Source organism: Shewanella loihica PV-4, assembly GCF_000016065.1.
Lineage (GTDB): Bacteria > Pseudomonadota > Gammaproteobacteria > Enterobacterales > Shewanellaceae > Shewanella > Shewanella loihica.
This window is the reverse complement of the sequence record NC_009092.1, coordinates 2,728,324-2,746,642: the sequence shown is the minus strand read 5'-3', so window position 1 is coordinate 2,746,642 and position 18,319 is coordinate 2,728,324. Positions and strand designations below refer to the sequence as shown.

The window sequence follows — 18,319 nt, the reverse complement described above, 5'->3', positions numbered from 1 at the left end:
GGCCAGTACTCTAATTTTAGTCTGGCCTGCGGAGAAAGACAGTCAGGTGTGCGTTACGCCTTCTTATCGCCACCGAAGAAATAGCTGACCCGCTCTCTGGGACTCAGGTATTTGAAGATCTTTTCCGGCAGGGCCGAGGGGGCGATACACCTGACGATAGTTAGGCCTTCGCTCTCCAGATCCACGATAGGCGCCTGCTCTTTCGGCACGAGTGCATCGTATACCAAGATCCTTGGGAAGAGGATCTTCTCGAGATTCACCGCCATCACCATGGCATATTGTCCGCTGGAAAGTTCCACCACACTGCCAGGCGGATAGACGCCGAGCATCTTGATGAGCTTACCTATTGCCTCCTGATTTAGCCGCTCCTTGTAGTTCTTATACAGGTAGCCCAGCGCCGCATAAGGGGTTCGCGCCTTAACCTGCCCCTCTGGGTGGCAGAGCTGATCGTAGAGGTTCACTGCGGCGACCAGCTGGGTCGGCAGGCTGATCTGTTCCGCCTTCAAGCCTCTGGGATAGCCGCTGCCATCGAGAAATTCATGATGGTCTCTGACGATTGGCGCCGCATCTTCGGGGAAGTTATTGGCCAGTTTCAATAGTTCTATCCCCATGGCGGGGTGCTGCCGGATGAAGTTCAGCTCGGGCTGGGTGAGCGGGGTCTTTTTACGAAGTAGCTGAGGCGGGATCTTGAGCTTGCCCGTATCGTGAAACAGGGCGCCCATGCCGACCGCCTCGATATCCTCTCTCGGCCAGTCCAGCTCCTTGGCGATCATCATAGAGAGCACCGCCACGTTGAGGGAGTGATAGTAGATCCCATCGCTGTCTTTGGCGTCGCTCATCAGGTGCAGTACCAGGTTGTCAGAGTTGAGCAGCTCTTCGGTGATGCTGTTGATCAGCTCCTTGGCATCGGAAATGGCGTTAAGCGGGCGATTTCTCAGCTTGGCGATCAGGTTGCGCATCATGGCGACGGAGCGGTCAAATTCCTGCTCGGTTTTCTTGAGATCGCGCTTGAGTTTCTTGAGGTGCTCGATGCGCTCCTGCTTGTTTTGATTCATCTGCTGACTGAGCTTGGTCAGGTCGCCGTCATCTCTAAAGCTTGGGGCATCGTAGGCATCTTCTTTGCCCAGCGGCGGCGCGGAGCTCTTATCCAGGTCGACAAACACATACTCGATACCGAGTTTTTTAATCAGTTCGATCTGAGCTTCCTGCTTGAGTCTAAAGGAATTAAATAGAAAGGGATGGTCTTTCCAGGAGACAGGTAATCTAACAAAATTGCCCACTTGTAGTTGGTTTGTGTTTACCTTACAGCTTCTGCTCATGTGTCTTTACGTTTGCCTTAAGTTGCGCGTTATTTTATCTGAACCAGCTGGCTTTACAATTACTTAAGCTATGTGTCAGCATAGTTGCATCACAAATTTGTCTAATTTAGCGAGTTGTACATGGATTTCATCGAAGTCTACCCCAATGCCATTCCAGATGAACTGTGCGATCGTCTCATCGAGACCGTCAACACACATCCTGGTGTCATTGATGGTATTACGGGTCATGGTGTTGACCTGGAAAAGAAAATTAGCCGTGACATAACCATGGATAACTTTCAGGAGTTACTGCCACTGAGAAACGAACTCCTTAATTATACGCTAAAACACAGCGCGCAATATTTTGAAAAATATGCCCTGGGGTTGATGGGAGCTGTGGCGGTCACTCTGGCGGACGAACAGGGTAAGCCACAGACACTGACCCCAGACAACTTCGATACCCTGGGAAGGCACAGGGTACAGCCTTTGGTGCAGTACCTGTATCGCAGCGGCACCATTAATATTCAACACTACCAGCAGGGCAAAGGGGGCTATCCCCACTGGCACTCGGAGCAGTTTCCGCAGATGGGACACAACGAGGCGCTGCACAGGGTCGTGCTCTATATGTTTTATCTGAACGATGTGGAAGAGGGGGGGGAAACCGAGTTCTTCTATCAGCAGCGTAAGATCAAGCCGAAGAAGGGCACCATGGTAATTGCGCCTGCAGGCTTCACTCACAGTCACAGGGGCAATATGCCCATTAGTGGCGACAAGTATATCGCCACCTCCTGGGTGATGTTTAACCGCGCCGAGAAGCTATACGCCCCTGTGGGTTAAAGCGGGATCTTGATGGTGAACCTCGCTCCCTCAAGGGATGAGGTATCTATGCTGAGGCTGCCGTTGTAGCTGGAGACGATTTCGTTACAGACGGCAAGCCCTATGCCTTGGCCAGCCTTTTGAGTGTCGGCGCGCACACCGCGCTCAATGATCCGTTGACGAATGGCCTCGGGGACCCCCGGGCCGTCATCTTCCACGATCAAGATAAACTCGCTGTTATCGCCGTAACGGGCGGTGACCGCTACCTTGCTGATACAGAGCTTGAAGGCGTTCTCCATCAGGTTGCCACACAGCTCCATCAGATCGCCTTTGTCGCCGGGGAATACCTGATCATCCGGGATATCGGCGCTAAATTGGATCTGCTTGTCACGGTAGACCTTAAACAGCATCTGCGACAGCTGGTCGATCAGCGGTGCAACCAGGGTCTGCTCCTGTTTCAGGCCCTTACGGCCGAGCATGGCGCGCTTGAGCTGATACTTGACCAACTGATCCATCTGACTCACCTGTTCCATGATCTTCTCGCTGGCCCCCGACTTGCTCAGGGTCTGATCGTCCGTGATGGCGTGCACCGCCGCCAGACGCGTCTTTAGGCTGTGGGCGAGATCGTTCATCGCGTTCTGGTAACGCTCCTGCTGGGCGCTGGATTGCACCAGCAGTTGGTTGAGCGCCTGGGTGACCCCTTCGAGCTCGACAGGGTAATCCTCGGAGAGCGCCTTGGCCTTGCCACTGCTGACCTGGTGCAGCTCGTTACGCATACGCACCAAGGGGCGCATTCCCCAGTAGCCGGCACTGATCAATAGCACCAGGGCCAGGGCCAGGATCATGCCCAGGCGCCAGTAGGTGCGGCGACTGAACTTGTCGAACTCCTGCTCCAGCTTCTGGGCATCTTTCATCACCAGCAGGTTGTATTTTTGCTTGGCGATCTCCACCGACAAGAGATAGACGAAGTAGTTTTTACTGTCGGCAAGGTTGAGGTAGTAGGGTGGCGAGTCGAAGCGTATCTCGTTGAAGCGCTCACAGGTGTCGAACAGACCACGATCTACGGCCAGAGAGGAGGTCCATACCTGCTTAAACTCCTCGTTGCAGCTGGCGATGATATATTTTTCCGGGGTGTTGTTCTCGTCGAGCCATTCTGAGGTCTCGGGGATCAGGTCGTGCTCCCTCAGCTCGGCGGCCACCTTGGGGATCTCGGCGATAAGCTCGGCGGTCTCCTCGTTGTAGCTATTCTGGGCGTACAACAGGTTGACCAGCCAGGCGAGACCGAAGCCCACCAAGGCGATGATGGAGAGCGAGGTGAGAAACATCCGCGTGAGCAGACGCTGTTTGGGTTTAAACCTTATTTGCATGGCAGATTAAACTTGTAGCCCTGACCACGAATGGTGGCAATGGGGTTTTCTAGTCCGCCCTTGGTCAGTTTCTTGCGCAGACGGCTGACCATTACTTCAATGGTGTTGGGATCGCCTTCCTTATCGCCATAGATCACATCCAGTAGTCGCTGTTTGGCCACCACCTCGTGACAGTGGCGCATCAGGTATTCAAGGATCTGATATTCGAACGCGGTCACCTCCATGGGGCTCTGATCCAGCGTGACCTGTTTGGCGGCCAAGTCCAGTTCCAACGGTCCGCTGGTGATCTGCGGTTTGACGAAGCCCGCACTGCGACGCACCAGGGCGTCGAGTCTGGCGACCAGCTCCTCTTTTTGGAAGGGCTTCACCAGATAGTCGTCGGCGCCGGCGTTGAGCCCCTCGACCTTATCCTGCCAGTTAACCCGGGCGGTGAGGATGAGAATAGGCGCCTTGAGTTCGGCCTTGCGCAGCGACTGGATCAGCGAGATACCGTCTTGATCCGGCAGGCCAAGGTCTATGATGGCAATGTCTATGGGATAGTTAGTCGCTTGATAGAAGCCTTCTTTGGCGGTCTGGGCGACTTGAACCTGGTTGCCTAACTCGCTCAGTTGTACCTTGAGGTGGTGGGACAGTAGGGGATCATCTTCAACGACCAAAATTCTCATATGCTTTGCCTATGTTTATTTAAGTGCTCGCTCGGTGACCCATTAGGGCAATTGTTAGCCAAGCGGAGGACGTTTTATAAAACATTAATTTATAATAGGTTAGCTTAACAGGGACTGACTCATCTTCAAACAAAGTTTAGTTGTTAGATTTTTGTGAGCAATAAGGTCATGTTCCGCCTGTTAATTTGCCTGTCAAATGGTTAGAATCCGGTAAATTTCTTACTCGTTTAGGCCTAGATATGTCCTTCGCTAAAATTCTACCCTTAATCTTTACCTGTTTGTTTGTGCCGGCGACATTAGCCGAAACCTTTACCTTTACCGCCATCCCTGATGAAAACGAGAGTCAGCTAAAGACGCGTTTCAACAAGGTAGCAAAGTACCTGGAGACTGAGCTGGGCGTTAAGGTGAACTATGTCCCGGTCAAATCTTACTCGGCAGCCGTTACCGCGTTTCGTAACAATCAGGTGCAGCTGGCCTGGTTTGGTGGCCTCTCTGGCGTGCAGGCGAGACGTCTGGTGCCTGGCTCACAAGCGATTGCTCAGGGTTATGAAGATCAATACTTTAAGAGCTTCTTCATCGCCAATGCCTCGACTCCGCTCGAGCAGTCGACCAACTTCCCTAACCTGAACGGTTATACCTTTACCTTCGGTTCGAAAGGATCGACCTCTGGCCGCCTAATGCCGCAATTTTACATCGAGCGCAACATGGGCAAGCAGGTGAAAGATATCTTTACCCGTATCGGTTTCTCTGGCGACCATAGCCGCACCATCGCCCAAGTCGAGGCCGGTGCTTATCAGGTGGGCGCGGTAAACTACAAGGTATGGGAAACGGCGGTGGCCAATGGCACTGTGGATACCAGCAAGGTGAAGGTGATCTGGGAAACCCCAGCCTATCCAGACTATCAGTGGACGGTACGTGCCGACGCCGATCAACGTTTCGGTGCAGGCTTTACTGAGAAGCTGACCAAGGCGCTACTGGAGATGAAAGATCCGGATCTGCTAGCCAGCTTCCCACGTCAGTCGTTTGTTGAGGCAGACAACGCAGATTACGAGCCTATCGAATCTGTGGCCACGGCGATCGGCCTGCTAGATTAATTCTGTGCTCCAAATAGAATCACTCTCCCTGAGTTATCGTGAGACTCGGGTCATCGACGATCTCGACTTGTCGATTAAACGGGGAGAGTCCTTAGCCATAGTCGGTCCTTCTGGGGCGGGTAAGTCTACGCTGCTGAGTTATATCTACGAGCAGCTTAAGCAAGACGCCGCCCTATGTAGTCAGTCCCAAGGTTTGGTCGATGCCCTGAGCGTGTTCCATAACGTTTATATGGGCGCGCTGGCCAGGCACTCCTTTGCCTATAACCTGTTAAATCTCGCCTGGCCATTGGCGGCAAGGCGTGAAGAGGTGGCCAAGCTGTGCGCCGAGCTGTACCTTGAGGCGCCGCTGCAGAAGCCTGTCTCTTCGCTCTCTGGCGGCCAGCGCCAGCGGGTTGCCTTGGCGCGGGCGCTCTATCAGCAAAAACCTAGTTTCATCGGCGACGAGTCGTTTTCCGCCCTGGATCCCGTGATGGCTCAGCGCCTGCTGAGTCTGGTCAAGGCCCGTCACGAAACCGTGATCATGGTGCTGCATGACAGCGACTTAGCCCTGAGTCATTTCGATCGCATCATAGGCCTTAGCGAGGGCAAGTTGGTGCTCGATAAGCCGACGTGTGAGCTCGATGGTGAGCAGCTGGCCTGCTTCTTCGATAACCAGATGGCGACGAGCTAGGGTTTGTAAAATTAGATGTTTAAAATTAGATGTTCACATTCGATGTTTAGATCAGATGTTTAAGTTTGTCGGTCCCTGGCAGCGGCTGACATTGGGCCTCTGGCTGCTGGTGGCGATCAGTCTGCTGTTTGTCGATATTGAGATCATCAGTCTGGATCCCTGGGGGGAACTGCTGCGCATGGGGCAGGGGCTGCTGATGCCAGATTTCTTCGCCACCGAGTCGCTGGTCAATGCCCTGTGGCAGACGGTGAGCTTTGCACTGCTCGGGGTCAGCTTCGGCCTGCTGCTAGGCTCCCCCTTGGCACTGGTTTATCGCTCGCCCTGGATAGCAGGGATCTGCGCCATGGTGCGGGGGATCCATGAGATCTTCTGGGCGCTGCTCTTTCTGCAAGTCTTTGGCCTGTCGCCGGTGACGGGTGTGCTGGCGATCGCCTTACCCTATGGCGCCACCTTTGCAAGGGTGTTTCATGACATACTGCAGCAGGCACCCAGTAACACCAATGACACCTTGCCTTTTGGTTGCGACAGGCTAAGCGCCTACTTCTACGGTAAGCTTGGCCATGTGCTGCCTTTGATGCTGGCCTATGTGCGCTACCGGTTCGAGTGTGCCCTGCGCAGCAGCGCAGTGCTTGGCTTCATCGGCATGCCGACCCTGGGTTTCTACTTGGAGACAGCCTTTCGTCAGGGTAAGTATCATGAGGGGGCTGCGCTGCTCATCCTCTTCGTGGTCCTGATTGGCACTATCCCGCTCTGGTCACGCAGGCGTCTGTTGCCGCTCTATCTGTTGGCGGCGCTATTTACCCTGCCTAAGCTGACCAGCGTGGATCTGCAGCTGGTTTGGCAGTTCTTAACTGTGGATATTCTGCCTCCGGGGATCCGCGAGGTGATCTATGGGCAGCAAGAGTTTGCCCAGGGACTGTCGCGATTTGCCAGCTGGTGGCAGCGCATGACGCTGGAGCAGGCCTTACCCGGCGTGGGGGCCACCTTAGTGCTGGCGATAAGCGCACTTGGCTTGACCCATCTGCTGGCACTTTTCGGCCATCGTTTTGCCAGCATGCATAGCCGCGGCAAGTTTTCTATGCCCATAGGGCAACTCTTGTTGCTGATCCTGCGCTCCATGCCAGAGTATATTCTGGCGTTCATCTTCATGATGCTCTGTGGCCCTTCCATGTTGCCCGCCATCTTGGCTTTGGGGCTGCACAACGGCTCCCTGATCGCCTACCTGCTGACGCGCCAGGACAGCCTGGTCAAACCCAGCGCCCTGTACCAGCGCCGCAGCGACCACTATGGTTATGAGGTGTTGCCGCGCATCTATCCCAACCTGATGTCGCTGCTCTTCTATCGTTTCGAGGTGATACTGCGGGAGACCGCCATCTTTGGCGTGCTGGGGGTGATGACGCTAGGCTTCTATATCGATAGCGCCTTTAGCGAGATACGTTACAACAACGCCTTCTATCTGCTTATCGTGACCGCGTTACTCAACGTGCTGGTGGATAGCCTGGCGCGGCGAATGCTGGCCAAGCGCCTGAATCAAGGGATGGCGGTCGGCCAGGTATCTTGCGTGGTCTAACTTTTTTGCGAAAGACAAGTTAGCGAATGACTCGTTAGTGCATGACTTATTAGCGCATGACTATTAAATGAGAGTCTAGCGCCTAGCCTGTCGCAGGCGCTGCACGCCTTGGCAGCAAAATGATGCCAGCAGGGTAAATAGGGTCACCGCCGACATTATGATGGCGAGTCTTAGCCAGGGGGCGTCCATCGAGATGCGCATCTGCACATAATCCAGGCCGCTCAGGCCCCAGACGAAGATGGCGCTTAAGAAAAGCACCAACTGTAGGGTGCGGGTGATGGCCACGTGGCGAATGAGTAACAGTAGTGGCGCTAAGATGAAGGCCACGCTGATCAGCGTCTGGCCGAAGCGCATAAAGTGGGCACCGAGCAGTGCAAAAGCGAGAAAGATGATGAGAATGCGCCACCACATGATAATTGCCTCAAGTTGTCGGAGTGAGAGTAAACATCTTGGTGGCAGATTACCTTGGGGCAACGGCGCATTCTATCGCATTGTTCACAATTTCATTTATTTGCGATCATCATTGTTTAGCGCCTGTTGAAGTTTGCGCCTTTGGTCATCGCTCAGCTTGCCGGTTTCGATAAGCTGGATCAGCTGCTCCACATCGGCCTCGTCGTCGCTTCTTATCACCACAAACTCTCGCTCACCGTCACCGTGGTATTTCATTTCGATCTCGGCTATCTCGGTGGCGATCTCGGCGATATCGTCCGATAACAGCTCTATGTTTTTATTAAATTCGCCGTCTTGCGTATCTATAATCACCTCAAACTCACGGGCCTTAGCCTCAAGCTCTGCGGCTTTACGTTCCATTTCGGCTCTTTTGGCCTCCATTTCAGCACTTTTGGCCGCAACTTTAACTTCTATCTTAGCGATGTGCTTGGCTAGTTCGGCCTCTTTCTTGGCCATCTTCTTGGTGAGCGCGTCCATTCTGGCCTGATCGGCCTCAGATAGCTCACTGTGGCGCAGGTAATGGTAGTGAGACTCGTCACTGTCGATCTGTTTGAGCAGGCGGACCATCTTATCTTGGGTCTCTTTAGGCAGCTTGGCGAGCTTCTGCCTAATGAGCTTCTCATCTTTTATCTCATCATTGCTGAAGCTGTAGTGGTGCTGTTTACCCTGGAGGTCCAGGGTCAACTTAGTGTCCTTGTCGCCATCTTGAATCAGGTTGGCCTTGAGTTGGTTGTCATTAAAATCGATTTGACGCATGTCGGTAGGTGCCGCCGCCAGGGTAAATGACAACAGCGCAGAGCAGGCGATAAACGAAGTGAGTTTATTGAGTTTCATGGTGTTTCCTTCCGTAGTGATGAATTATGATTTCCCTATGTGTTGCTAGAGGCGTGCCAAACTAGCGAAATCCAGTCTGGATGGGCATTGGTGAGGCTCTGGTTGAAAAATAAGTTCTTTCGCCCCTGGCGATTCACCCCCATATGGGACATGGATTTCCCGATTTGGGGAAATTCATGGCTTAGTCTGGGCATGGCTAGATCCCCCCGGTGGCTAATCGGGTGATCCACAAGGGATTTTATCTTGGTACTGTTTTTGTATAACCTGAGAGGCGGGCGCTCTATTACTAATTTTCTCAAGCGCCGGCGTGGCATTGTTATCGAAACTAGAGGGCTCTATGTCGATTAAAGGTTATCTGTTTGTGCTATTTGGCGCGCTTATCCTGATATTGGGAGGCAGCCAGCTGCTGGTGTCCCATTTCTATAAGGCGCAGTTGCAGAGCGAGCTCAGCGAGCGCTCACGGGATCTGTCGCAAAATCTGGTGAAAGTGCTGATCGACAACGTCGGCACAGAGCAAGAGTTTGTGGTGCAGTTTGATGAGCAGGCCTTGCAGGAGTCGCTACAAGATGCCGAGGCGCTCAGGCAGGAGTTTGAGCAGGATATTGAATCTGTCTCCCAGGCGATTGCCCAGCTTAGCGAAGAGGTGGTGCGCATGGAGATGGAGACGGACAACGCCTCCGCCGAGCAAAAAGCCTTCTTTCGCGCCAAGCTAGCGGCCAAGCAGCAGGAGCTTAGGGATCATCTCAACGCCATGATGTCCTACGAGAAGGAGCTTAAGCAGCGTCAGAGAGCCAGTATTGCAGAGGCCAAGCGCGAGGCCGCCGATGAGTATCGCAGGCGCCTGCATGACGCCGTGAGCCATATTGAGATAGACACCAACAGCTGGCTCGACAAGGGGAACGTGGCCATTATAGACGCGCCTATCTCGCCCACCACGCCGGAGAAGGGTAAGGTTGCGGTGGAATTTGCCCATGATATCAACTTGCCTAATCAGGAGACCAACGAGCAATTGGAGCGTTTCAGCGAGTCCATGATAGGGGCGATTCTGATGAGCTCACTGGCTGGCCTCTTATTGGTCTATATGCTCAGCCATGTGATCAGCGCGCCGCTTTCGGCCCTGGCGAAGGGCCATAAGAAGTTGGGACAGGGGGAGCTTGGTTATCAGGTGGATGAGCGTGGGGTCAAAGAGTTAAAGAGTATCCTCAACGGCTTTAATAAGATGAGCAGTCAGCTCGCCTCCCTAAGCGAGCAGAAGAAGCAGATGGCGCAGCAGAAACAGCTTGCCGAATTGGGTGAAGTGACTCGTGGGATCGCCCATAGCCTGCGTAATCCGCTGCACACCCTGGGGCTCTTGTCTGAGGCGGTCGCTCAGTCAGAATCGATAGAGGATGCAAACAAGCTGCTTAGCCAGATGCAGCAGAAGATCGCCATGATGGATAAGAGCATTCAATCTCTGCTGACGCTGTCGAGCACTCAGGTGAATCGCCAGTCTTGGGTGCCATTGGCAGCCACAGTGCAGGATATCTTACTGGAACTGTCGATCAACGGCAGCAAGCCCAGCATCGCCTTTCACTGTGAGGATCAAGGGATCCAGGTGCAGGGCGCCGAGTCGGAGATCCGTAGCATCTTGCACGCCGTGGTGATCAATGCGGTGGAGGCCACCCCGGACACAGGCCGTATCGACCTGACCCTGGCGGAGGATGATGAGAGTTATACCTTAGTGGTGGCCGATACCGGCAAAGGGATCAGCCCTGAGGTGCGTGATAAGCTGGCCCAGCCCCATGTGACCACTAAGGCGGAAGGTACTGGAATGGGGATCTATATCGCCGAGCGTTTGATTCAAGGGCACTACGGTGGGCGCATCACCTTCGATGATAATCCCGGCGGCGGCACTCTGGTGACTCTTTATTTCGCCAAGCCCGATAGTAATAAAACACAGCAAGAAGATAAGCCCCAGACAGAGGAAGTATGATGGAGCAGCCTAAGTTGCATATTTTGGTGGTAGAGGATGAGCCGGATCAGAGAGCATTGATCGTACAGATGTTGACGGCCAACCAGTATTTGGTGGAGAGTGCCGACAGTGTCGAGCAGGCGATCGTGATGATTAAGGCATCGGCGCCGGATCTGGTGTTTTCCGACTGGAAGCTGGGGCAGTTAACCGGCATGGATCTGCTTAACTATGTGCGCCGCGAACACCCGGATATGGGCTTTATCATCGCCACCGCCTACGGCACCATCACCCACGCGGTGGATGCCATGCAAGCGGGGGCGGACGACTATCTGGCCAAGCCCTATCAGCGCCAGAGTCTATTGTTGGCCATCGAAAAGGTGGCCAAGTCTATTGCGCTGAAGCGGCAGAACCGCCGCCTCTCTTCCGAGCTGTCTCAGCAGCAGGAGCTGGTGGGGCTGGTGGGGCGCTCTGCCCTGATGCAGAAGGTGTATCAGAGGGTGCAGCGGGTGAGCGCCACAGATGCAACCGTGCTGATTGGCGGCGAGAGTGGCACGGGCAAGGAGCTGGCGGCGCGGGCGCTGTATCAGTTGTCGGCGCGTAGCCATAAGCCCTTCGTCGCCATCAACTGCGGCGCGATCCCCGAGTCCTTGGCCGAGGCTGAGCTGTTCGGCGCCGAGAAGGGGGCTTATACGGGGGCCAATACCCAGAAGATAGGTAAGCTAGAGGCCGCCGATGGCGGCACCGTCTTTCTCGACGAGATAGGCGAGCTGCCCCTGCTGCAACAGACCAAACTGCTGCGTTTCTTGCAGGAGGGGGTGATATCCCGTCTCGGGCAGAACAGCGAGATCAAGCTGGATGTCAGGGTGATCGCCGCGACCCATAGGGATCTGCAGCAGGAGGTGGCCGAGGGGCGCTTTCGCGAGGATCTCTATTACCGCCTCAACGTGGTGCCTATCCATATGCCGGCACTTAGGGAGCGACCGGAGGATATCGGCCGACTGGTGGAGCACTTTCTTAAACTCCACGCCAATCAATATGGCATGGAGGTGCCCAAGCTAAGCCGGGATACCTTAAAGTCGCTGCTGGACCATAGCTGGCCGGGTAATGTGCGTGAGCTGGCGAATCGCATCGAACGTTTCGTGTTACTCGGCGATGAAGAGGAGATGGTGCAGGAACTCGGCGCCGCGCCGCAGCCGCTGGATACCAAGCGTTTTGTCTTGCCCGAGGCGGGTATCGAGTGGGAGAGTTTCGAGAAGGATTGCCTGCGCCAGGCCCTGGACCGTTTCGAGGGCAATCGCACCAAGGCGGCTAAGTGTTTAGGCTTGAGTTATAAGGCCTTTCTCTATCGCCTGGAGAAATATCAGCTGGTCTAGATTCGCTGTGTTGCCGCATTAGCGGCCTGCTGTTGCTTGAGGAATATTGATAGCGTCTATGTCAATTAAAGCGATAGTTCACCAGGCCGCGAGCAACAGCCTGAGTCTCATGCCCCAGCTGCTGGTGGCGCCAGAGGTCTTAAAACGAATTTGCCCTTGCTTGTCGACGATATAGATGGCGGGGAAAACGCTTGCGCCCCAGGCTTGGTGCAGAATCACCTCATCACCGATGACGTCAAACTGATAGCCGTGCTCCGCCATGAATTGGTTGATCTCACCATCCGTGCCCGAGGCGACGGCTATGCTGATCACCTTGTGCTGCTCGGCCACTCTATTGACCATGGGCGAGGTAACGCGGCAGACCGGGCACCAGGTGCCCCAGAAATAGACCAGGGTAACTTCCCCCTGCTCAAGTGCAATGGGCTGACCTTGGGTGGTGATGTCTTTGAGGGGCGGGGCCTCGCCTGAGATCATGTTGCGCTGCTGATAGCTGAGCACCGCAAAGGCAAGTAGCGCCATTAATGCGGCATCTCTGAGATAGCGATACCGCTTGCGCCTAGGCTTAACGAACGGCATTAGCTTGCTTGCCCGGCTTTTGAAGGTCGATGACACAGAATTGAACCCTTAGGTTTAGCGCCTCACCGGCTAGAGAAACTCGGGCGGCGTCTGGCGGGTCCAGATGCGGCTGTAGGCCATCAGCTGGGGATAGAAGGTGCGAAAGGCTATCTCTATCTCGGTATCCATCCGCTTAACCGTGTCGATGGCGCCATCGAAAATTTCCGGCTTAGAAACCCTTTTGCTTACCGCCTTGATGGTCTGATTCAGCCCTTCACGGCTCTCATAGGCGATTAGCCAGTTTTCCTGGCGCATGCGAATGATGAGATCGCTCAGATTGACCGGCAGCTGCTCGGCGCTGCTGAGCGCTAGGTAAGCCTGCTGAGCAAAGTCGGGCAGTGACAGGTGATGATACTCTTCCCAATATTTGGCCAGCATATGGTCGAAGGCCAGATCGATCAGTATCGGCGCGGCGCGCTGCAGCGTCTTAGGGAACGCGGCCTTGAGCTCCTTGGTGAGCTCATGGCTATCGGTAAGCGAGTCTATCTGCCTGTGCAGCCAGATCCCCTGTTGCAGGGCCTTGGGATGGTCAGCGATATTGCCCTTGGCAAAATCACCGGCAAGATTGGCGGCAAGATCGGTTTTACTGTTATCTGCCAGGTGCAGATGAGCCAAAAAGTTCATTAGATAAAGTTAATTGCTTTGTTAAATCACGCTTTTCACGTTATCATGCCAGAAGGTGCGATGAAACCTTTATTCTACGCGACGTTATCTTTAACCGACGGCTCGCTTAGGTATTGGAATCGACAGGATGTGCACCTATGACTCCTCATATTAATTATCGGTTTAAAGGATCATGGATGATGTGGAACTGGTTAATGAAACGCCTAGGCAAAAAATCTTCCTCTCGACGGCGGCGGGTCGAGGTCGATATCCCCTTCGAACAGCACAGTTATCGAAAAGCCAGCTTAGATCTTCAGGCCAATATTGTTGTGGCCGACAAGGAGAAGAAGGCCAGCTAAGCTGTGTGTCTTGATCTTATCATCATCTGCCAATAGACTAGCGGCCGATTTATGCTAAGCAGAGACAGACTATGCGCGTTGCCGACTTTTCTTTCGATCTTCCCGATGAGTTGATCGCCCGTTACCCCATGCCTAATCGCACGGCGTCCCGACTATTGACACTCGATGGTAATAGCGGCGCGGTGGCGGACAAGCAATTTACCGATATCTTGGAGATGGTTAACCCTGGCGATCTCATGGTGTTCAACAACACCCGAGTGATCCCGGCGCGCGTCTTCGGTCAGAAGCAAACCGGTGGCAAGCTGGAGATCTTGGTTGAGCGTATGCTGGACGACAAGCGTATTCTGGCCCATGTGCGCAGCTCCAAGTCACCTAAGCCCGGCACCATCATCTGCTTAGACGGCGGCTATGAGATGACCATGCTAGCCCGTCACGACACCCTGTTTGAGCTTGAACTCAATAGCGAGTCCACCATACTCGAGGTGCTCGAAGAGGTTGGCCATATGCCACTGCCGCCCTATATCGACCGTCCCGATGAGGATGCCGATAAGGAGCGCTATCAGACAGTCTACAACCAGAACCCTGGCGCAGTGGCCGCGCCAACGGCGGGTCTGCACTTTGACGATGCTCTGCTTGCCGCGTTGAAAGAGAAAGGTGTTAACGTTGCCTTCGTGACCCTGCATGTGGGCGCGGGCACCTTCCAGCCGGTTAGGGTCGACAGCATCTTAGATCATAAGATGCACTCAGAGTGGGCCGAGGTGCCTCAGGATGTGGTCGATAGTATTAAGGCCACCAAGGCGGCCGGTAATCGCGTCATCGCCGTGGGCACCACCTCTGTACGATCACTCGAGAGTGCGGCCAAGGCCAGCGAAGGTGAGCTGCAGGCCTATAGCAACGACACCGATATCTTTATCTACCCAGGTTATGAGTTTCAGGTTGTCGATGCCATGGTGACTAACTTCCACCTGCCGGAATCGACCCTCATCATGTTGATCAGCGCCTTTGCCGGCTTCGATGAGGTGAAAAACGCCTATCAGCACGCGATTGCGCAAAAATACCGCTTTTTCAGCTATGGCGATGCCATGTTTGTGACTAAAAAAGCGATCTAAGCGATGATTTTGCTTTAAAATACCCACCCACACTTGAGGTGGGTATTTTTTTAGAGATTTTTATTGATAAGGGTTGATACTGAGTTGTTTGCCCTTATCTCTATTGTTCAGCTGTGTCTGTTTTAATGGCACGAAGAGAGTCAGACTGTTTCTCTGGCGAGGTTAAAAATGAAATTTGAATTAGATACAACCGATGGTCGCGCGCGTCGCGGTCGCTTAGTGTTCGAACGCGGTACGGTAGAGACCCCGGCATTCATGCCTGTGGGCACCTACGGTACGGTAAAAGGGATGACGCCTGAAGAAGTGCGCGCCACGGGCGCCGATATTCTGCTGGGGAACACCTTTCACCTTTGGTTACGTCCTGGTGAAGAGATCATGCGCAAGCATGGCGATCTGCATGACTTCATGAATTGGCAGCGTCCTATCTTAACCGATTCAGGCGGATTCCAGGTATTTAGCCTGGGTGACATTCGTAAGATCACCGAAGAGGGCGTGCATTTCCGCTCGCCAATCAACGGCGAGAAGATCTTCATGGACGCGGAAAAGTCGATGCAGATCCAATACTCGCTAGGCTCAGATGTGGTGATGATCTTCGACGAATGTACGCCATACCCGGCGACCCACGACGAGGCACGCAAGTCGATGCAGATGTCACTGCGTTGGGCACAGCGTTCACGCGATGAGTTCGACCGTCTGGAAAACCCTAACTCTCTGTTCGGGATCATTCAGGGCAGTGTGTATGAAGACCTGCGCGATGAGAGCCTTAAAGGTTTGTTAGAGATAGGATACGACGGTTATGCCGTCGGCGGTTTGGCGGTTGGGGAGCCTAAGGAAGATATGCACCGTATTCTTGAGCATGTCTGCCCACAGATCCCGGCCGATAAGCCGCGTTACTTGATGGGGGTAGGTAAACCGGAGGATCTCGTTGAGGGGGTACGTAGAGGTGTCGACATGTTCGATTGCGTCATGCCGACTCGTAACGCGCGCAACGGCCACCTGTTTACCAGTGAAGGGGTTATCAAGATCCGCAATGCGCGTCATCGTGATGATACTTCACCGCTCGATGCTAAGTGTGACTGCTACACCTGTAAGAACTACTCACGGGCGTATCTGTACCATTTAGATCGTTGTAATGAAATTTTAGGAGCACGTTTAAACACCATTCACAACTTGCGTTACTACCAAATGTTGATGGAAGGTTTGCGTGGCGCTATCGAGACAGGTACATTAGACGCCTTTGTTGAGGAGTTCTATACCAGTCAAGGTCGCGAAGTTCCTAAGTTATCCGATTAATTTTACTGCTAATAAGAAGAGAGAAATATGTTCATTTCAAATGCATACGCAGCCGATGCGCCAGTAGGTGGTGCGGGTGGTACCATGGAACTGGTTTTCATGCTGGTCATTTTCGGTCTGATCTTTTACTTCATGATTTTCCGTCCGCAATCTAAGCGTGTAAAAGAACATAAGAACCTGATGAGCTCGTTGAGCAAGGGTGATGAAGTGCTCACTAGTGGTGGGATCTTGGGTAAGATCGCTAAGATCAGCGATGACAACGATTATGTGTTGCTGACGATCAACGAAACCTCAGAAATCACAATCAAGAAGGATTACATAGCGGCTGTTTTGCCTAAAGGGTCTATTAAGTCACTTTAAGTTGAAAGTTAAGTCACTTTAAGCCAAGAGGGCGATGGTGTGTTAAATAAATACCCAATGTGGAAGAACCTGATGGTGGCGTTGATCATCGCCGTCGGTGCCTTCTACGCAATACCAAATTTATTTGGTGAAGATCACGCGGTGCAAGTCGTGGCCACACGTGGCGCGGAAGTTAATGCTTCGACTCAGAGTGAAGTCACTGACATCCTGTCGGCGAAAGGCATCGCGGTGAAGCGTTCAGAGTTGGAAAACGGTCAGCTATTGGTACGTGTTGCCGATGCGGACCAGCAACTGCTGGCGAAAGAAGCAATTGCCGAGGTACTCGGCGACAAATATATCGTGGCGCTTAACCTGGCCCCGGCTACGCCTCAGTGGCTGGAGTCTATGGGTGGTAGCCCGATGAAGCTGGGTCTGGACCTTCGCGGTGGTGTGCACTTCCTGATGGAAGTGGACATGAGCGAGGCGATCCGCAAGATGACCGAAGCGAAAATTGCCGATTTCAGAACCGATCTTCGTGGTGAAAAAATTCGTTATGCGGGTATTCGCAATACCCCTAAAGGGATTGAGATCAAGTTTCGTGATGCCGAGAATTTAGCCAAGGCAGAACGATTCCTCAAGAGCCGCACTAACGAGATGGTGTTCGTCGATGCGTCGTCTGGTAGCGATTTCATGCTGCTGGCGAACATGAGCGAGATCTACCTCAAGCAAGTGAAAGAGGAAGCGCTGCAGCAGAACATCACCACCTTGCGTAATCGTGTAAACGAGTTGGGTGTTGCCGAGCCAGTGGTTCAGCGCCAAGGCGCGGAGCGCATCATCGTCGAATTGCCGGGTGTTCAAGACACGGCCCGCGCCAAGGATATCCTGGGGGCTACCGCGTCTATCGAATTCCACATGGTAGACGAGAAGGCCGATGCCGCGGCGATTGCAGCCGGTCGCGTGTCTCCAGGTTCGCAGATCTATGATCGTCGTGAAGGCGGTAAAGTGGCTCTGCAAAAAGAGGTAATGCTCACAGGTGACCATATTCAGGGCGCACAGCCAAGTTTCGATGAATACAGCCGTCCTCAGGTGTCTATTAACCTGGACTCTAAGGGTGGTTCTATCTTCTCCAACGTGACCAAGGACAACATCGGCAAGCCGATGGCGACCCTGTTCATCGAGTATAAAGATAACGGTGCCAAGAATCCTGACGGCAGCGTGAAGATGGATAAGATCGAAGAGGTGATTTCGGTTGCGACCATCCAGGCGCGTCTGGGCCGTAACTTCGTTATTAACGGTCTTGACCACTCTGAAGCGCAAAGCCTTGCCCTCTTGCTACGTGCCGGTGCCTTGATCGCGCCAGTCTCAATTGTCGAAGAACGCACCATTGGTCCTAGCCTGGGTGCGGAAAACATCGACAACGGTCTGCAGGCGATGATCTGGGGTATGGCGGTCGTGTTAATCTTCATGCTGGTCTACTACCGCGGCTTTGGCCTTATCGCTAACCTGGCGCTGACGGCTAACCTAGTAATGGTAGTGGGCGTCATGTCTATGATCCCTGGCGCCGTGCTGACCCTACCGGGTATTGCCGGTATGGTATTGACAGTCGGTATGGCGGTTGACGGTAACGTACTGATTTACGAACGTATTCGTGAAGAGTTACGTGCCGGACGCAGCGTTCAGCAGGCGATCCATGAAGGTTATGGCAACGCGTTCTCAACCATTGCCGATGCCAACATCACCACCTTTATGACGGCCTTGATCCTGTTTGCCGTGGGTACCGGCGCCGTGAAAGGCTTCGCCGTGACCCTGATGATAGGTATCGCGACCTCTATGTTCACCGCCATCGTGGGTACTCGCTCGATAGTTAACGCTATCTGGGGCGGTAAGCGCGTGAAGAAACTGTCTATTTAAGG

18 protein-coding genes are annotated in these 18,319 nt (G+C 53.7%); 11 read left to right on the top strand and 7 right to left on the bottom strand.

Annotated features, from left to right (window positions below):
• Positions 1-53: 53 nt before the first annotated feature.
• Positions 54-1,319, bottom strand: a complete 1,266-nt coding sequence (locus tag SHEW_RS12160) for a cyclic di-GMP phosphodiesterase (protein ID WP_011866148.1) — start codon at positions 1,317-1,319, stop codon at positions 54-56.
• A 120-nt stretch (positions 1,320-1,439) separates the two neighbouring features.
• Between SHEW_RS12160 and SHEW_RS12155 the strand changes: the two genes are divergently transcribed.
• Positions 1,440-2,135: a 2OG-Fe(II) oxygenase gene (locus SHEW_RS12155; RefSeq protein ID WP_011866147.1), complete on the top strand. Its 696-nt coding sequence runs from the start codon at positions 1,440-1,442 to the stop codon at positions 2,133-2,135.
• On the opposite strand, the gene SHEW_RS12150 is transcribed toward SHEW_RS12155, so the two are convergent.
• Positions 2,132-3,481: an ATP-binding protein gene (locus SHEW_RS12150; protein WP_011866146.1), complete on the bottom strand. Its 1,350-nt coding sequence runs from the start codon at positions 3,479-3,481 to the stop codon at positions 2,132-2,134. The genes SHEW_RS12155 and SHEW_RS12150 overlap by 4 nt on opposite strands.
• The gene (locus SHEW_RS12145) at positions 3,472-4,146 is read right to left on the bottom strand and encodes a response regulator (protein ID WP_011866145.1); all 675 of its coding nucleotides are present in this window, start codon (positions 4,144-4,146) and stop codon (positions 3,472-3,474) included. Before SHEW_RS12145 ends, SHEW_RS12150 begins: the two co-directional genes overlap by 10 nt.
• A gap of 239 nt (positions 4,147-4,385) precedes the next feature.
• Here SHEW_RS12145 and SHEW_RS12140 point away from each other — a divergent pair, with 239 nt between their 5' ends.
• Genes SHEW_RS12140 through SHEW_RS12130 form a run of 3 tightly spaced genes read left to right on the top strand, consistent with a single transcriptional unit; the run spans position 4,386 to position 7,480 of the window.
• Positions 4,386-5,240, top strand: a complete 855-nt coding sequence (locus tag SHEW_RS12140) for a putative selenate ABC transporter substrate-binding protein (protein ID WP_011866144.1) — start codon at positions 4,386-4,388, stop codon at positions 5,238-5,240.
• 4 nt (positions 5,241-5,244) lie between these two features.
• Positions 5,245-5,910 carry an ATP-binding cassette domain-containing protein gene (locus SHEW_RS12135; RefSeq protein WP_011866143.1) on the top strand — a complete coding sequence of 222 codons (666 nt, stop codon included), beginning with the start codon at positions 5,245-5,247 and terminating at the stop codon, positions 5,908-5,910.
• A gap of 55 nt (positions 5,911-5,965) precedes the next feature.
• Positions 5,966-7,480, top strand: coding sequence for a PhnE/PtxC family ABC transporter permease (locus tag SHEW_RS12130; RefSeq protein WP_011866142.1), 1,515 nt, complete (start codon positions 5,966-5,968; stop codon positions 7,478-7,480).
• A 75-nt stretch (positions 7,481-7,555) separates the two neighbouring features.
• Here the strand turns inward: SHEW_RS12130 and SHEW_RS12125 are convergent, their stop codons facing one another.
• Both SHEW_RS12125 and SHEW_RS20145 read right to left on the bottom strand, forming a co-directional pair.
• On the bottom strand, positions 7,556-7,891 hold the full coding sequence (locus SHEW_RS12125; protein WP_011866141.1) for a hypothetical protein: 336 nt from the start codon (positions 7,889-7,891) through the stop codon (positions 7,556-7,558).
• Between the two features lie 96 nt (positions 7,892-7,987).
• Positions 7,988-8,764, bottom strand: coding sequence for a hypothetical protein (locus tag SHEW_RS20145; RefSeq protein ID WP_011866140.1), 777 nt, complete (start codon positions 8,762-8,764; stop codon positions 7,988-7,990).
• A gap of 337 nt (positions 8,765-9,101) precedes the next feature.
• On the opposite strand from SHEW_RS20145, the gene SHEW_RS12115 reads away from it, so the two are divergent.
• Positions 9,102-10,736: a sensor histidine kinase gene (locus tag SHEW_RS12115; RefSeq protein ID WP_011866139.1), complete on the top strand. Its 1,635-nt coding sequence runs from the start codon at positions 9,102-9,104 to the stop codon at positions 10,734-10,736.
• On the top strand, positions 10,736-12,088 hold the full coding sequence (locus SHEW_RS12110; protein ID WP_011866138.1) for a sigma-54-dependent transcriptional regulator: 1,353 nt from the start codon (positions 10,736-10,738) through the stop codon (positions 12,086-12,088). Before SHEW_RS12115 ends, SHEW_RS12110 begins: the two co-directional genes overlap by 1 nt.
• A gap of 78 nt (positions 12,089-12,166) precedes the next feature.
• Here SHEW_RS12110 and SHEW_RS12105 read toward each other — a convergent pair whose 3' ends face one another.
• The gene (locus tag SHEW_RS12105) at positions 12,167-12,664 is read right to left on the bottom strand and encodes a protein disulfide oxidoreductase (protein WP_011866137.1); all 498 of its coding nucleotides are present in this window, start codon (positions 12,662-12,664) and stop codon (positions 12,167-12,169) included.
• Between the two features lie 69 nt (positions 12,665-12,733).
• A complete protein-coding gene (locus SHEW_RS12100; protein WP_011866136.1) occupies positions 12,734-13,327 on the bottom strand; it encodes an acyl carrier protein phosphodiesterase in 594 nt (197 codons plus the stop codon).
• Positions 13,328-13,503: 176 nt separating this feature from the next.
• On the opposite strand from SHEW_RS12100, the gene SHEW_RS20845 reads away from it, so the two are divergent.
• The 5 genes from SHEW_RS20845 to secD all read left to right on the top strand — a co-directional run bounded on the left by SHEW_RS20845 (position 13,504) and on the right by secD (position 18,317).
• Positions 13,504-13,665: a hypothetical protein gene (locus SHEW_RS20845; protein WP_186300684.1), complete on the top strand. Its 162-nt coding sequence runs from the start codon at positions 13,504-13,506 to the stop codon at positions 13,663-13,665.
• A 71-nt stretch (positions 13,666-13,736) separates the two neighbouring features.
• Positions 13,737-14,774 carry a tRNA preQ1(34) S-adenosylmethionine ribosyltransferase-isomerase QueA gene (gene queA / locus SHEW_RS12095; protein ID WP_011866135.1) on the top strand — a complete coding sequence of 346 codons (1,038 nt, stop codon included), beginning with the start codon at positions 13,737-13,739 and terminating at the stop codon, positions 14,772-14,774.
• 168 nt (positions 14,775-14,942) lie between these two features.
• Entirely contained in the window at positions 14,943-16,067 is a 1,125-nt protein-coding gene (gene tgt, locus SHEW_RS12090) for a tRNA guanosine(34) transglycosylase Tgt (protein ID WP_011866134.1), read from the top strand.
• Positions 16,068-16,094: 27 nt separating this feature from the next.
• Positions 16,095-16,427 (top strand): preprotein translocase subunit YajC, encoded by a 333-nt coding sequence (yajC, locus tag SHEW_RS12085; protein WP_041406650.1) that lies wholly within the window; start codon positions 16,095-16,097, stop codon positions 16,425-16,427.
• Between the two features lie 39 nt (positions 16,428-16,466).
• On the top strand, positions 16,467-18,317 hold the full coding sequence (gene secD, locus SHEW_RS12080; RefSeq protein ID WP_011866132.1) for a protein translocase subunit SecD: 1,851 nt from the start codon (positions 16,467-16,469) through the stop codon (positions 18,315-18,317).
• Positions 18,318-18,319 lie beyond the last annotated feature (2 nt).

Coding starts and splice junctions, on each gene's coding strand:
- SHEW_RS12160 (WP_011866148.1), bottom strand. CDS start 1,319: ATGAGCAGAAGCTGTAAGGTAAACACAAACCAACTACAAGTGGGCAAT.
- SHEW_RS12155 (WP_011866147.1), top strand. CDS start 1,440: ATGGATTTCATCGAAGTCTACCCCAATGCCATTCCAGATGAACTGTGC.
- SHEW_RS12150 (WP_011866146.1), bottom strand. CDS start 3,481: ATGCAAATAAGGTTTAAACCCAAACAGCGTCTGCTCACGCGGATGTTT.
- SHEW_RS12145 (WP_011866145.1), bottom strand. CDS start 4,146: ATGAGAATTTTGGTCGTTGAAGATGATCCCCTACTGTCCCACCACCTC.
- SHEW_RS12140 (WP_011866144.1), top strand. CDS start 4,386: ATGTCCTTCGCTAAAATTCTACCCTTAATCTTTACCTGTTTGTTTGTG.
- SHEW_RS12130 (WP_011866142.1), top strand. CDS start 5,966: ATGTTTAAGTTTGTCGGTCCCTGGCAGCGGCTGACATTGGGCCTCTGG.
- SHEW_RS12125 (WP_011866141.1), bottom strand. CDS start 7,891: ATGTGGTGGCGCATTCTCATCATCTTTCTCGCTTTTGCACTGCTCGGT.
- SHEW_RS20145 (WP_011866140.1), bottom strand. CDS start 8,764: ATGAAACTCAATAAACTCACTTCGTTTATCGCCTGCTCTGCGCTGTTG.
- SHEW_RS12115 (WP_011866139.1), top strand. CDS start 9,102: ATGTCGATTAAAGGTTATCTGTTTGTGCTATTTGGCGCGCTTATCCTG.
- SHEW_RS12110 (WP_011866138.1), top strand. CDS start 10,736: ATGGAGCAGCCTAAGTTGCATATTTTGGTGGTAGAGGATGAGCCGGAT.
- SHEW_RS12105 (WP_011866137.1), bottom strand. CDS start 12,664: ATGCCGTTCGTTAAGCCTAGGCGCAAGCGGTATCGCTATCTCAGAGAT.
- SHEW_RS12100 (WP_011866136.1), bottom strand. CDS start 13,327: ATGAACTTTTTGGCTCATCTGCACCTGGCAGATAACAGTAAAACCGAT.
- SHEW_RS20845 (WP_186300684.1), top strand. CDS start 13,504: ATGATGTGGAACTGGTTAATGAAACGCCTAGGCAAAAAATCTTCCTCT.
- queA (WP_011866135.1), top strand. CDS start 13,737: ATGCGCGTTGCCGACTTTTCTTTCGATCTTCCCGATGAGTTGATCGCC.
- tgt (WP_011866134.1), top strand. CDS start 14,943: ATGAAATTTGAATTAGATACAACCGATGGTCGCGCGCGTCGCGGTCGC.
- yajC (WP_041406650.1), top strand. CDS start 16,095: ATGTTCATTTCAAATGCATACGCAGCCGATGCGCCAGTAGGTGGTGCG.